Genomic DNA, 14,663 nt, shown 5'->3' with positions numbered 1-14,663 from the left:
TTCATACCGTCTTATGATAGTTTAAAAAAGCGCCATACTCTAGCTAAAATCTTGATTTTTTAAGGTTTTTAGGGAATTTTTGTGACGCAGTTCATGTTTTTTATCAAAATTGCTTGAAATATTTACAACAATGACTATCTAAGGGTTATTCAGCAGCTAATGATTTTGCCGCTGTGCAACAATAAATTTTTACTACGAGCGAGCGAATATGAAGCGATTTTTGTTATTTGGTGCCACCAATATGGCCGTGATCTTTGTCCTTACCATCATGTTGCGGATTCTCGGTGTAGACCAGTATCTGGGCACCGATATGACCAATATTTTGGTTTTTTCCTTTGCCGTGGGCATGGTGGGGGCGTTTATTTCCCTGTTCATGTCCAAGTCCAGCGCCTTAAGATCGACTGGTGCGAAAGTCATAACTACCCCGAGCAATGACGTTGAAGCCTGGTTGGTCAGTAGTGTGCAACGCTTTGCCAACGAGTCCGGTATCAAAATGCCGGATGTGGCAATCTATGAATCCAGCGATGTGAATGCGTTTGCCACCGGTGCTAAAAAGAACGATGCCCTGGTCGCCGTGAGTACCGGCTTGTTACAGAACATGGATCGCCAATCGGTCGAAGGGGTTCTGGCGCATGAGGTTGCGCATGTGGCCAATGGCGACATGGTTACCATGACCTTGTTGCAAGGTATTCTGAATACCTTTGTGATCTTCGTGGCGCGAATGATCGGTCAAATGGTGGATGGAAACCGAGGTAGGGGCATTGGGTACTTTGTGACTTATATGATCGCGCAAACGGTTTTGGGGTTTTTTGCCGAAATAATCAAAAGCTGGTTTTCACGCCAACGCGAGTTTCGCGCGGATGCCGGTGCAGCCAGTATGGCTGGACGCGGTCACATGATCGGTGCCTTGCAACGCCTGCAACAAGTGCATCAACCCGCTGCTTTACCAAAACAAATGCAGGCTATGGGTATTAGCGGACTGGTACCGAAAAACTGGAGAAAGTTGTTCTCGACCCACCCTCCTTTGGAAGAAAGAATTGCCAGACTGCAAAATCTTGACAATACCGTTCGTTAAGATCCAAACGGATTACCTCAAAATAATAAAAAAGCTGTCTTTTGACAGCTTTTTTATGTGCACAGGTGTTGTAGTTTTACACGGTAAATTTTGATCAATCGCTTTCCAGAACGACCTCGGGTTCGAGGGTGAATTTGCCTTGCATATAATCCGCCCCTAGTTGATACAGTACCGCCATGGTGTCGGCAGTCTCAACATGTTCTGCGATGGTTGCAATTTGTTTTTTATTCGCCATTTTGCACAAGGCTTTAACGATCTTCTGGCGGTCACGATTTTCCGTGAGACCCTGGATTAATGTGCTGTCAATCTTGAGGTAATCGATCTCGTATTCGTCCAGTAAAGTAATGTGTGACGGGTGTTTGCCAAAATGTTCAATGGCCAGACCAAAGCCTTCTCTGCGAAATTCTTTAAAGCGTTTTTGCAAGGAGACGCCTGATTTTTCGAGGTCGAAAATATCCTTTTCGACGGCCTCAAACACCAGATTGTCATTCTGGATGTTATGCTTTGAGATTATCGATTTAGCCCAGGGCAATAATTCTTCATCTTGCAGTGACTGTCTGGAAAGTCTTACGAATAACTTGGCATCCGGATATTGCTGGCAATATTTAATAGAAGCTCCTACCACCCAGCGATCCAGACTTTTGCTCAGATTGTTTCTCTCGGCCGTGGGCATGAACACATTAGGAAGAATAACGTTTTGCTCTTCGTCCAGCATGCGAATATACACATCGATCATGTTCTTACTGGTCATGCGCAAACTACTGATCGGAAACTGGAACAATTGAAAACGGTTTTGCAGCAATGCCTGTTTAATACGGCTGACCCATTCCAGATCGAAGGCTTTGGATTTCATGACGGTTTGTTCGTAATGTTTATCGATCTTGATCTTGCCTAATCCGGTTTTACGGACTTCAACGGATGCGTCTTTGGCACGTTGGATCAGATCACTGATGTTATCACTTTCTTGTTGCCACACAGCAATGCCGATAGAGCAACTGAGGGCAATTGTTTTTCCGTTAATCTCGCATTTATGTTCTTTTAAATGGTTTTGAAAATGCTTGGCCCAGGATAAAACATCGGCTTCACTGCCTTTTTGAGTAAGTATTGAAAAGGTGTTACCGCCAAAACGTGCATAGATGTCACCCTTGGAAACAGTTTCTTTTATCGCTTTGGCGAAACACTCGAGTGCCACATCCACGTGCAGAATGCCTACGCGCTCTTGCAGTGATTTAAAGTCATCAATTTTCAAATACAGCATGGCCCGGATACCCGTATCTAGAGGTTCCTTCAAGGTTTCCTGGGCAATATTCAAGAATTGTTTGCGATGATAGATCTTGGTCAATGGGTCAAGCTGGATGGAATCACCTGAAACTATTTGGGCTACCGGTATTTCTTTGAGGCACATGCGGATGCAGTCCTCGTCATCAAAATTATATGGTTCGATCAGGCAGGTCATGCGGACCGGTTCTTTTTCCGCATTCAGGATCTTTATGGCAATTTGATCCTGTTTAAAATTGCCCTGGCGTGCGGCTTTCAGTGCGCCACGCAGAATCACCTGTTCTGCAGGATTCACGTAATCCAGGATCGGACTGCTGTGTAGATCATTGTGCGGGTCCGGGCTGAGTAAAGAAATAGCCGGTTTATTAGCGTCAACTATGATCCCGTCCATCAAAACAATGGCAGGCAGGGTTGATTCAGATTTCAATACTTGTAATTGTTCTTCGTAATTTCCAATGCTTTTACGCAACTCTAAGAGCTCTCTGGCTTTCAGATAACTGCCCAACTCACGACAAGTTAAAATAGTAAGTCGGTCGGGGTATTCCATCGAGACCAGATCATGGGCGCCCATTTGTAAACAGATAGTCAGGGTTTTTTGGTTGACCTCTTCATGGATCATGATCACCGGAATGTATTTCTGAATTGCTTTGATCTCATCCACAATTTTTTCGTCGGCGGCCGAGAAATTCTTGGTACGTAGAAATATCAAATGCAATTTATTGTCTCGCAAAGCATCCAGGCAATCCTCTTCGTTCTTTGACCAGATCGAATGCACGGTAATTCCAGCATTTCTCAAGGTGCTATTGATATGCACTGAGTCATCTTCAAATGGCGAGATGATTGCGATTGTAATTCTTTCTGGCAGCATGACTTGTTATAGGTTTTCCATTGATTGTTATTTGATCTTGCGTTGGTTTTATTATCAAATTGGATCGGCGCGATTATTCATGACCAGGTCCAGCCAGCCACGTCCCAGGCTAGCCGTCAAGTGTAACATTATTCATGCTGAATTAAAGCAGCCAGGAACCAAGATTAAAGCCAGGTTTTATATGGGATTGTGGGTGAATCCTTGACCAATTTGGGAACCAGATATCCAGGAAGAATTTTTTGCATACTGGTGTGGATTTCTTTGGCTTGGGTCTGACATACCGCAAAATGGCTTGCCCCTCTGACCTGGTCCAGTAAATTCAGATAATAGGGCAAAACCCCGCAACTAAACAAGGCATGACTTAATTCAATCAATGTCTCTGGTTCATCATTAATATTTCTGAGCAATACAGACTGATTCAACATAGTTACACCTTGCGCGAGTAATTGCTCACACACAGCCCGCACCGTATCATCAATTTCATTGGCATGATTTGCGTGCAAGACCATGACGAGGTTTTTAGTCTGGCGAGAAATTAATTGCAAGAATCCGGTATCAATACGATCCGGTAATACGATGGGTTGACGTGTGTGCAAACGGATTGTTTTCAGGTGCGTGATGTTATCAAGTTCAGTGAACAAATTATCCAGTTTGTTATTACTTAAAGATAAGGGGTCGCCACCCGACAAGATCACTTCGTGAATACTTTTGTCAGCTCGAATGTAATCCAGTGCACCTTGCCAGCCTTGACGCGCGGCACTTTGTTCCGAGTAGGGAAAATTGCGACGAAAGCAATAGCGACAATGCACGGCACACGCCCCGGTCGTAATCATTAGGACCCGACCCGAATACTTATGCACAATACCCGGGACAGGATTGTGTTGCAGGTCGGCCACCGGGTCTTGGGTGAAATCTGGATGCTCGTCGGTCTCCGTACCCAGCGGTAGAACCTGTTGTAACAGCGGGTCATTGATATTCCCTTTTTGCATGCGTGACACATACGCCTTCGGAACTTTCAGCGGAAACAAGGCATGCGCCTGGTTGGCTTTAGTTAGTAATGCATGAGGTATATCCAATAAATCTAAAAGCATTGTTGGTTCTGTCACCGCATCGCGCATCTGGGCTTGCCAGTCTGTGGTATGTTTTTTAGACCAAGCAGTGTTATTTATCAGGCGTTTATTGCTTAAAGGCGTTATCATGGCTTTTTTCAATCTGTCATGTGGAGAAATAATGGCTACGTATAGTACCAATGAATTCAAGGGTGGTCTCAAGATCATGCTCGACGGCGACCCATATACAATCGTAGAAAACACCTTTGTTAAGCCTGGAAAAGGTCAAGCCTTCAGTCGCGTGCGGGTGCGCAACCTGAAAAATGGACGCGTAATTGAAAAAACCTTTAGATCTGGTGAATCGGTGGAAGCGGCTGATGTAATGGAAACCGATATGCAATATTTGTATAACGATGGTGAGTTTTATCATTTCATGGACCCAAATACATTTGAACAATTTGGTGCCGATGAAAATGCTGTTGCTGATGCGGCCAAATGGTTACTCGAAGAAGACATGTGTACCGTTACCTTGTGGAATGGAAACCCGATCACCGTCGTGCCTCCCAATTTTGTCGAGCTCAAAATTACCCAAACGGATCCCGGACTGAAGGGTGACACCGCACAAGGCGGCTCCAAACCCGCTACCCTGGAAACCGGCGCGGTTGTGCAAGTTCCCTTGTTTGTGGATGAAGGTGAAGTGATCCGTGTGGATACGCGCAGCGGTGAATATTCTTCGCGAGCCAAATCTTGAGGCATGACATTCGAGTCTGAGCTTTGGCGACCCACGGCGTCGCTGCAAACCCTTAAACACAGAGCGCGGATATTGCAAAATATTCGTGCTTTTTTTGCTGCGCGCAATGTGCTCGAAGTGCAGGTTCCATGCCTGAGTTCATCGAGTGTGACCGAAGTCCATATCGACAGTATTCCGGTAAAACTTTTGTCCGGAAAAACGTTTTTACACACCTCGCCCGAATACCCGATGAAACGCCTGTTGGCAGCTGGCATCGGGGATTGTTTCTATCTTGGCCCGGTATTCAGGCAGGGTGAAAGTGGCGAAAAGCACAATCCCGAATTCACTATGCTGGAGTGGTATCGAATTGGGTTTTCGATCAAGGATCTTGCGCATGAAGTGATAGAACTGGCCCGTGAGATCATGGATTGTGATGTTGAGGTTCAACACTATAGCTATGCGGATGTTGTGCATGAGTACACTGGCATAGATGTGTTTGATACCAGTGTGAGTGAAATTCAAGAAGTGCTGAATCAGAAACACATTGATATTCCGGGTGGTCTGACCGATGACTTTAGTTCTTGTCTCGATCTATTGGTCAGCACCTTGGTGTTCCCAAATCTAAGGTCAGCATCAGAAGCTTCACGACGAATTACGCTTATACAGGGGTACCCGGCCTCACAAGCGGCCTTGGCCAAGATCCAGAAAGATGCACAAGGGCGTAATGTGGCGGCACGTTTTGAGGTCTTTGTGGAGGGCGTTGAAATAGCCAATGGCTATGACGAGGTACAGGATGCCGAATTGTTGGCACAACGGTTTTTACAGGATAATCAACGGCGTGTGGCACTTGGAAAATCGCCAATGCCTGTAGACAAGTATTTACTCGAGGCCATGCGTTCCGGCTTGCCAGAGTGTGCGGGGGTTGCCTTGGGGGTTGATCGTTTGATCATGTTGGCCTTGCAAAAAAACTCGATTAAAGATGTAATGGCATTTCCTGTAGAGCGTATTTAAACCTTAAAAAGTTTGCTATAGTTATGTTTGTTATTGAAAAACCGAAAAAAATCGGAAAAGTTGCCATTTACGAATCACTTTTGATGCAGGCGCAGGGCTTGTTTCATGATGAAAACGATATGATCGCGAATGCGGCAAATTTGTCGTCCTTGATCTATAACTCGCTGGAAAACGTGAATTGGGCCGGGTTCTATTTTTATAAAAACAATGAACTGGTTTTGGGGCCTTTTCATGGCATGCCGGCGTGCATTCGCATTGAACTTGGCAAAGGCGTTTGTGGCACCGCTGCGTACACACGAAAATCCCAGGTAGTCAAAGATGTGCATCAATTTGACGGCCATATTGCCTGTGATGCCGCAACCCGATCCGAGATAGTGGTGCCATTGATCAAGAACGGTGAGTTACTGGGTGTTCTGGATATTGATAGCCCCATGGTGGCTCGCTTTACCGACGCCGATCGCATTGGCGTTGAGAAATTGGCCGAGGCGTTTTTAAAGTCTCTGGATTAAATACGGAAAACATATGTCAGATCACAATGGGTCAGAATTCAAAGGTTTCAAACCAAAACTTTTCAAGTTCATCAAGGATCTGAAAGCGAATAATAATCGCGACTGGTTTACCGAAAATAAACCCCGTTATCAATCCGATGTGGTTGAACCGGTGTTGCAATTCATGGACGCACTTAAACCAAAACTACACAAGATCTCACCGCATATTCTGGTCAAGGCCAAGGCACATAATGGTTCGATGTTTCGTATTTATCGCGATACCCGTTTTAGCAAAAATAAGGACCCTTATAAAGAGCATGTGGGCTGTCAATTTCGTCACGAGCTGGGGCGAGACGCCCACGCACCCGGGTTTTATTTTCATTTAGAGCCGGGCAATGTATTTTTTGGCGGGGGCGTGTGGATGGCTGATTCTGATTCCCTGCATAAAATTCGCCAATACATTGTGGATAATCCACGTGCCTGGAGCAACGTTAAAAAGAATGCAAAAATCAAAAAGTATTTTCCTGAGGGTATTGCAGGAGATGGATTAACCCGGCCACCGCGAGGATTTGATAAGGAGCATCAGCATATTGAGGACTTAAAACGCAAAAGTTTTTACCTGATGCGTTCGGTGCCCATGAAAACAGCCAAATCACCAGACATTGTTACTGAAGTTTCCGAGACTTATAAAGCTGCTATGCCGTTAATGCGCTTTCTGGGCAAAGCGCTGGAAGTTAAAATTTAACTTAAACTCTACAAAAAAACGGCCCCCGAAGGGGCCGTAAAGATTTGAGATGTATGTTGACTGTCGTCGTGACATCTCGGAGCGTATTCTGTAGTTATTCAGTAGACTTTATCTACTTTTTCCATTCTTTATGATTTTTCCGTTTTTAATAATTTTTGAGTTACCACTTTCAGAGCTGGCCATGCAAGAACTGTAAGATAATGGAGCTGGATTTGAGCTTGCTTTTCCATTCTTTATAATTTTTCCGTTCTTGATAATCTTTCCATTTTTGATTATTTTAGAATTGTGGGTCATTACACTTTGAATGCATGCCGCAGTTTCATAATTACAGCCGGACAGGCCAAGTGCGAGTGATAAAACTAGTAATGTTTTGATGGTTTTTTTGTTTCTGATAAACATGATTGCAGCACCTTTTAGTTGATTGTTGATTTTTGATTTTTGAATATAGAATTGGAGTATTATTTATTTTCTTGAATGAAATACATGCCTAGTCCCAACTTGATCTGTTGTTTCTCTGCAATAGCCGTTGAAGGGTCAATCTCACGTTCTGCTAACCAGTCATCGAAATCTTCGAGTAGCGCCGTGCATTTTTCTTCGACCATGACTTTGAACTCTGGTAACGCGGCAAGACTGACATAATCGTTAGTAACTTTTACCTGGAAGCGAGATTCACCATCAATGTCACGAGTAAAGTTATGGTGTGCAGTATTGCCAAGGTCAACAAAATCATCGATCAGTGAAAAAATCCTGTTTTCGTCGTAATTCATGGGCATGAAATATCTCTGTAAGACTTTTATTTCACCTGAATCATTAATTGCAATCGCCGATACTTGCTTTAATTCTTTCAGCATGGCGGTTGCGGGGATATCACCACCATATTTGTTCATTAATGAAGTGAAATTAGGTTCGTCGCCATCGACAGTGAGAATTAATGGCTTGCCATTTTGGTCAAGAAATTCTTTGTCTACGTGCCAGCCAGACAATAAGCGGCCCGCGTTATTCACGGTTTGCGGTATTTCTATCTCGCCACATTCTTCCTGTTTTTTGCGTATTTTGGTGACTTCGCTACGGCTTATTCCGGTCAGGATGGCGACTCTGGAGATATTGGTTTTACGACCACTGATGCCAAAATCTTCAGAAGCAACATCCACAAAAACCTCACGGGTAATTTTTGCAAATTGCTTATAGTTGATCCCGGCACGCAGCAAAATGCGGATGATTGGCCGCATAAGAACCGGGCAAGCTCGGATAATTGATCTGTAAATGTCTAAAGTCATAACTGGGTTGAATTTAAACATATATGACAAAATATTTTTATCAGACAATTAAAATTCGATTTGACATAATACAGAATGTTGATTAATTTTTAGCATCAACTTGCTGATAAATAACCAAAAAATACATATATGAGTTAAATTAATTCATATATGTATTTTTATGTTTTCATTGTGTATTGAATATCGAACACTGAGAATTGCGCAAATTTCCGTTCGGAAGTTTGACTAAACAAATTAAAAAATTGTGTGAGTGCTTATTTACTCAGCAAGAATGCTGAAGTGATGCTCAAAGTGGTCATTAAGATTCCGAGCAAGAAGCTCCGTAAGCAAAGCAGCTGTAACAGCGATGGTGTTTCATCGAAACGGGTTCGATCAGACTTTGTTTGAGTGAGGTGCCTTGATCATAAGCGTCATCGTCATCCACCAAGGTGCAAGCATAAATTCGCATGGTGGCATTTTTTTTGATGATCATTTTGCTGAAGGCACACATGAACTCCATGCGGCTGGCTTCATTTTGATAGGTGGTCATGCAAGATTCGGTCACAAAGGGCACTTCGGGCATTGAACCGGGTAAAGCAAAATCCGGAAAAGCCACAATCGTTATGTCTTCCGGCAAACCATACGATTTGCAAATATCACGATACTGATTATCAACGGCTTGGGTGTTTTCATCTTTTTCCAATTGCCGTGCGAGTGACACATTGAAACCCAATTGATGCAAGGCTTGCAAGCCTTGCCAGGCCTGGGCATAGGAATTCTCTCCACGCCCGGCGTCATGCCGTTTTTGGTCAGGATAATCTATGCTGATCCGAAAAGAGACGTCATGTGGCGCATTTTGCAAGGTGGCAATTTGATCCAGGCGTTTTAGAACAGGTTCGGTTCCGTTGGTCAAAACCATGCACGGTTTAAATTGCAGGCAATGATCAAGTATTTTGACCATTTGTTTCACAATAAACGGTTCACCCCCGGTAAAGGAAAATTTTTCCACATCCAGTTCAAGCGCTTCGGCGACAAAAGGCTTCACATCTTCCAGAGTGATGCGATCGAGTCTTGTGTCACCGGGTTTAGACCCTTCCAGGCAAAACGGACAAGCCAGATTACAGGCGGTACCGGTATGAAACCATAACTCTTTGAGTTCGCGCGGACGAATGTAACCTCTGGGGTCTCCCAGGGGCGTGGTGTGCCAGGACTTCTCGCGGGAAGAATTTAAATTGTCGATCAGATCGTTTTTTACTTTATCCAGCATGATTGTCACTTAACAACAGTCTCCGCCAGACTCAGCATCGGCATTGGCCGCCGCGGCATATGGGACTTCGGTGCCGCAACCTTGAAAAATACCAAAATGCCTGGAGCGATCGCCATAAAACTCAAAATGTTCTGAGAAGCGTGTGAGTTTCAACATGTCATAGGTATTGCCACAGACCGAAAACTGTTTGCCGGTTTCGATCAAATGATGAGCATCCAGAAAAAAGCCATGCTTTTGTTGCGGAATAGAACCTTTGTATACCACCGATTGACCATAGTCTTCACAAGCCGGTTCCAGGCCAGCGAGTTTAAACAATCGATAAGTGACCGAGTAGAATTTGATCTGCCCAATTCGTTCTTCCAGTTCCGGGTTTTCAATAGTCAGTCTGCGGTCTTCCACAATGCGAGGATCTAAAAATCCGCATTGTTTGGATAAGTTCTGGAAATCATTCCAGTACATGGCGCCGGATAAACATTCGCCGTACAAAACCTTGTCTTGTTGCAATTCCAGTGGAATGCGGCGGTCTGCATACACATCGGAAAAATACATCTCACCGCCATCTTTTAATAATCGATAGGCTTGTTGCAATACGGCGGGTTTGTCATGGGCCAAATTGATCACACAGTTAGACACGATGATATCAACGCTGCCATCCGGGATAGGCAAGGCATCCAGTTTTTCGATATCGCCTTGGTGAAACTCCACATTGCTTTTGGCATAGCCGTATTTGTCGGCATGGTATTGTTGATGCGAGCGCGCCACGGCCAGTTGTTCGGGCGTCATGTCCACGCCGATGACTTTGCCGTGCTCGCCAACCAGTTTGGATAGCACATACACATCACGACCGGCACCGCAGCCAAGATCCAGAATGGTTTTGCCTTCCAGTTCAGTCGGTACGACCAGTCCACAACCGTAGTAACGCATCAAGACTTCATCGTGCACATCGGCCAGACAATCCTTAATGTAGCGGGGCATCTGGTCGGTGTCGCAACAGGCATTGGTTTGCAGGTCCTGGCTTCCTTGTAAAGTCTCGCCGTAATACTCACGCACATCGGCTTTGACGTCTGTTTCATTAAGTTGGTCGGGTTCTAGTATTTTTGCATTCATGATATTTGTATTTTTTAAATTAACTATTATTGGCTAATCGAATTAGGCTATCTAAATTGTTAGCGGAAACCCGCGATTGTACCTTGTTGCTCTAGCGCTTTGGCTTATACCAGCTGGCCAGGGTATCGGCCTGGACTCCGAAAAGATAGGCAAGGGCCAAAAAGCGGTTTTGTACGGTGCGTTTCCAGTAGCCGTCTTGTTCCCAGCGCCGTGTGGACACGCGTATCGAGAGGTCGGAAGGCTTGAGTTTTCCGCTTTTGCGCAAAGCCCTGATCAGCGCCACCTCTTCAAACAGGGCTTGGTCAGAATGACCGCCACAAGTGGCATAAAATTTCGCGTCTACGAAAATTCCTTGATCGCCATAGGCAATAAAATGCTTACTGCGCCAATTGGTGAATGCGGAAATGAGTTTTTGGGTCCATGAAGTCGTTTCAGTATTAAAGGCAAAACGGAAAAAACCGCCCATCGCTCCCGATCCAATAATGGTCTGGATTTCCAACAGGGCGTCTGGTGATGGTGTTGCGTCGGCGTGTAAAAACCACAGGACATCGCCAGAGGCTTTTTCGGCGCCATGCCTTTGTTGTGCGCCTCGATTTTTATTAAAGCTAATGTGCGTTGCGGCATAGCGCTCGCAAATTGTCGAACAGGCTTCATCATACTTTGCATCCACGACCAGCACTTCATAGGCTTGATTAGGCCAGTTGCTAATTTGTTGCAATAAATTCACCAAGGCCGGATTATCGTCCAGGGTTGGGATAATAATACTGACCCGCATGCTAGAGAGTTTTATCGAGCCAAAATTTTAATAGCTTGGCGGATGTCGGCGTCAAACGCGTTTTATTGAACGCATCGGATAAGCGTTTCAAATATTCACTCCGTGTCGGGTAACAGAACAAACTTGCGCTCAAGTCTTTTAATCCGGTTCCGGTAGACAGCATGACTGAAAGCGGGGCGATCTGGTCACCGGCATCGGAACCGACTATGGTTGCGCCAAGCAGTTTATCGCTGCCTTTTTTGGTTAGCACTTCGACAAAACCAAGCTTGTCATCCTCGGTTTGGGCACGGTCAGAGTCTTTCCAGTCGTAGCGATAGGTATCCACTTCAATTCCGCGCTCTTTGGCATCCGCTGCGTCCAGTCCGATGCGGGCAATTTCCGGTTTGGTGTAAGTGCACCAGGGCAATAGGTCGGTATTGGTCGCGCTGTTGCCAGGGAACAGGGCATTTTGAATGACTGCGCGCGCCTGGGCGTCGGCGTAATTGGTGAATTGATATTTGCTGCTCACATCTCCGATGGCAAAAATGTGTTTTTGCGACGTGCGAAAATGCGAATCAACTGTAATGCCACGTTTGTGAGTTTCTACACCCGCCTTATCCAGGTCCAATTGCTGGAAATTGGCTTTACGGCCCACCGCAGCCAATACACATTCAACCTCCACCGATGTGTCGCCGGCCGTGACCAGAATTCCATTCTCAGAGGGCGCAAGTTGTCGAACAGCTTCACCCAATTGCAAGTGTACGCCACGTTGTTCAAGACTGTCGCTGACCAGTTTGGCCGCTTCCGGATGTTCGCGAATTAAAATTTGTTCGGCCATCTCAAACAAATGCACTTCACTGCCGAGATCCGCAAAGGCTTGTGCCATTTCACATCCGATCGGGCCGCCACCCAGGATTCCGATGGACTTGGGCGCGGTTTGCAGGTCAAAAATGTTTTCATTGGTGTGTACTGCAACAGATTCCAGCCCGGCTATGGGCGGTACAAAGGGTTCGGAGCCCGTGGCGATAACAAAGGCTTTGGCTTTGAGCTGTGCCTCACCGACCATTACGGTGTGTGCATCGGTAAATTTGCCCCGACCAAGGAAAACATCGATCCCGGCATCACTAAAACGCTCGACCGAGTCGTGATGCGAAATATTCGCGCGTACCTGATGCACCCAGTCAAAAGCCTTTTCCGGACTGAGTTTTCCGTTTTTTACTTTTTTTGCCGCCGCCAGTAAGGCCTTGGAGGGCACACAGCCTACATTCAGGCAATCGCCGCCCATGGCCTTGGCTTCGATCAAGGCGACCTTGGCACCAAGACCGGCCGCTCCAATGGCGGTTACCAGACCGGCGGGACCCGCGCCGATGACAACTAAATGATACTTGTCTTGTGGTATCGGATTTTGATAATCATGCGGAAAGATCAAGCTTTTCCATTCGGCATCGGAAGTCGTGCGTGAAATAATGTGTTCGGGCGTCATGTTTTGTCCTTGGATCGACTACTGGGTCTGTTGTTCAGTTTGGTTTTTATTTTCAGGTTCAAGTTCAGGTTCATGTTCTACTCCAGGGGCAGGTTCAATATGGGCGGCCTGGATCAGAGCATGTTTGGCTATTCGCGTGATCACGATGGTTAATATCAAAGTAGCGACTAAGCCTGCATACAAAAACCATTGCTGGCCTGACGAGGTTTCAACATTGCCACTCAGAACTTCCTGCAGATTTTTCGCTGTGGTGCCAAAATACACATACAACAGAGAGCCTGGCATGATCCCGAAAAAAGTCGCGATGGTGTAATCGCGGGGCGTTATTTTAGTCACGCCATACACATAATTGATCAGGGAAAACGGGAACACTGGTGAAAGTCGGGTTAAAAACACGATCAAAAAACCTTTTTTAGACACCGCGTCATCAAGATTTGCAAAATTGGGCATATCACGCGCACGCCCCAACACCCAGCCACGTAATAAACTCCGTCCTACCAATAAGGAAAGACTCGCTCCGATGGTTGCGGTAACCACAACCAGCAGCCAGCCCTGCAGTAAACCGAATAAATAGCCCGCCGCAAGACTGAACAGGGAAGCCGGTAAGAGTAGAACGATAGCTAAAATATACAAAACGCCAAACACGATCCAGGCCAGGCCTTGATTGGCTTCCACCCAGAGTAAGGCTTGTTCCAGGTAAGTTTTTACCGGCAGTTGCCATATGGCGAGAGCCAGCAGCACCAGAATAATCAAAGCAAAGATGTGTTTTTTACGCATACGTATCCAGAATAGTGTTTAATTTTTTGTCAAAGACTTTACTTGGGTTGTCTGCAAAATCAGCCCGGCTTAAAAACTGTTGACAGGCGTCGAGATCATCGAGGTCATACATACTAGGCCGAATTTGCAGATTAAGACCTTGCTTGATGCACATAGATTTCAATTGGCTAAAAACTTTATCTGTGCTCCAGGAAACCGATTCCAAATTCATCCAGGGTTTATTGCTGGCCATTAAGGTAACGCCACCATCTTGTGCCGGTATAAAAACCTGGGCGTAGTTATCCAGATTCTTTTCCACCGACCTTAACTGTTCCACGCTTAACAAAGGTGCGTCGCTTCCGATAAAGATAAGACTACTGTAACCCAAAAGGCGAACTTCATTATCAATCTGTTGTAAACGCTCACCCAAACCACCGGAATGTTGCGGGATCACAATCACAGGTCGTTGCAAAAGCTGGCTTGCCCAATCAGAATCCTCAATTTCAGACGGCGAGACAACTAATGCGCCTTGCCATTGCTCAAGCATGCCCAAGGTCTGTTCTAATAATAAAGTAGCAACTTCAAACGCCGCTTGCTGGCCAATTTCGGCTGCCAGTCGCTGCTTGCCTTGCCCGATTCGTGGGCGTTTGGCAAACACGATTACTGCACATTTTTCAGGTTTCGAGGTCTCAAGCATAGGGTATTGTAATCTACATCCCGATGGGAAAAATTCGGTGTTAATTTTTCGGTGGTAGCCGAGCAGCTTTTCTACTAATCTACACACATGAACCAATTA

Annotated in this window: 15 protein-coding genes; 5 read left to right on the top strand and 10 right to left on the bottom strand. The window is 45.6% G+C overall.

What is annotated here, in order from left to right:
* The first annotated feature begins 208 nt into the window (after window positions 1–208).
* The gene (gene htpX / locus HKN88_06440) at window positions 209–1,075 is read left to right on the top strand and encodes a protease HtpX (GenBank protein NNC97695.1); all 867 of its coding nucleotides are present in this window, start codon (window positions 209–211) and stop codon (window positions 1,073–1,075) included.
* A gap of 94 nt (window positions 1,076–1,169) precedes the next feature.
* On the opposite strand, the gene HKN88_06435 is transcribed toward htpX, so the two are convergent.
* The gene (locus HKN88_06435) at window positions 1,170–3,221 is read right to left on the bottom strand and encodes an EAL domain-containing protein (protein NNC97694.1); all 2,052 of its coding nucleotides are present in this window, start codon (window positions 3,219–3,221) and stop codon (window positions 1,170–1,172) included.
* Between the two features lie 164 nt (window positions 3,222–3,385).
* Entirely contained in the window at window positions 3,386–4,420 is a 1,035-nt protein-coding gene (gene epmB, locus HKN88_06430) for an EF-P beta-lysylation protein EpmB (GenBank protein NNC97693.1), read from the bottom strand.
* A 31-nt stretch (window positions 4,421–4,451) separates the two neighbouring features.
* On the opposite strand from epmB, the gene efp reads away from it, so the two are divergent.
* Genes efp through HKN88_06410 form a run of 4 tightly spaced genes read left to right on the top strand, consistent with a single transcriptional unit; the run spans window position 4,452 to window position 7,244 of the window.
* Window positions 4,452–5,021: an elongation factor P gene (gene efp, locus HKN88_06425; protein NNC97692.1), complete on the top strand. Its 570-nt coding sequence runs from the start codon at window positions 4,452–4,454 to the stop codon at window positions 5,019–5,021.
* A 3-nt stretch (window positions 5,022–5,024) separates the two neighbouring features.
* Entirely contained in the window at window positions 5,025–6,011 is a 987-nt protein-coding gene (genX, locus tag HKN88_06420) for an EF-P lysine aminoacylase GenX (GenBank protein ID NNC97691.1), read from the top strand.
* Between the two features lie 23 nt (window positions 6,012–6,034).
* Window positions 6,035–6,520: a GAF domain-containing protein gene (locus HKN88_06415; GenBank protein ID NNC97690.1), complete on the top strand. Its 486-nt coding sequence runs from the start codon at window positions 6,035–6,037 to the stop codon at window positions 6,518–6,520.
* Window positions 6,521–6,533: 13 nt separating this feature from the next.
* Window positions 6,534–7,244 (top strand): DUF2461 domain-containing protein, encoded by a 711-nt coding sequence (locus tag HKN88_06410; GenBank protein NNC97689.1) that lies wholly within the window; start codon window positions 6,534–6,536, stop codon window positions 7,242–7,244.
* Window positions 7,245–7,352: 108 nt separating this feature from the next.
* On the opposite strand, the gene HKN88_06405 is transcribed toward HKN88_06410, so the two are convergent.
* The 8 genes from HKN88_06405 to HKN88_06370 form a co-directional block, all read right to left on the bottom strand.
* On the bottom strand, window positions 7,353–7,643 hold the full coding sequence (locus tag HKN88_06405; GenBank protein ID NNC97688.1) for a hypothetical protein: 291 nt from the start codon (window positions 7,641–7,643) through the stop codon (window positions 7,353–7,355).
* A gap of 59 nt (window positions 7,644–7,702) precedes the next feature.
* On the bottom strand, window positions 7,703–8,473 hold the full coding sequence (locus HKN88_06400) for a hypothetical protein (protein ID NNC97687.1): 771 nt from the start codon (window positions 8,471–8,473) through the stop codon (window positions 7,703–7,705).
* Between the two features lie 346 nt (window positions 8,474–8,819).
* Complete coding sequence (locus HKN88_06395) at window positions 8,820–9,767, bottom strand: radical SAM protein (GenBank protein ID NNC97686.1); 948 nt, start codon at window positions 9,765–9,767, stop codon at window positions 8,820–8,822.
* Between the two features lie 9 nt (window positions 9,768–9,776).
* Entirely contained in the window at window positions 9,777–10,874 is a 1,098-nt protein-coding gene (locus tag HKN88_06390) for a methyltransferase domain-containing protein (GenBank protein NNC97685.1), read from the bottom strand.
* Window positions 10,875–10,965: 91 nt separating this feature from the next.
* On the bottom strand, window positions 10,966–11,649 hold the full coding sequence (locus tag HKN88_06385) for a glycosyltransferase (protein ID NNC97684.1): 684 nt from the start codon (window positions 11,647–11,649) through the stop codon (window positions 10,966–10,968).
* 1 nt (window position 11,650) lies between these two features.
* Window positions 11,651–13,111 (bottom strand): FAD-dependent oxidoreductase, encoded by a 1,461-nt coding sequence (locus HKN88_06380; GenBank protein NNC97683.1) that lies wholly within the window; start codon window positions 13,109–13,111, stop codon window positions 11,651–11,653.
* A gap of 18 nt (window positions 13,112–13,129) precedes the next feature.
* Window positions 13,130–13,888 carry a TVP38/TMEM64 family protein gene (locus HKN88_06375; GenBank protein NNC97682.1) on the bottom strand — a complete coding sequence of 253 codons (759 nt, stop codon included), beginning with the start codon at window positions 13,886–13,888 and terminating at the stop codon, window positions 13,130–13,132.
* Entirely contained in the window at window positions 13,881–14,564 is a 684-nt protein-coding gene (locus tag HKN88_06370) for a DUF2064 domain-containing protein (protein NNC97681.1), read from the bottom strand. The genes HKN88_06375 and HKN88_06370 overlap by 8 nt, the downstream gene beginning before the upstream one ends.
* Window positions 14,565–14,663 lie beyond the last annotated feature (99 nt).

It is taken from the genome of Gammaproteobacteria bacterium (assembly GCA_013001575.1).
GTDB lineage: Bacteria > Pseudomonadota > Gammaproteobacteria > Steroidobacterales > JABDMI01 > JABDMI01.
This window is presented reverse-complemented; position numbering and strand designations above follow the sequence as displayed.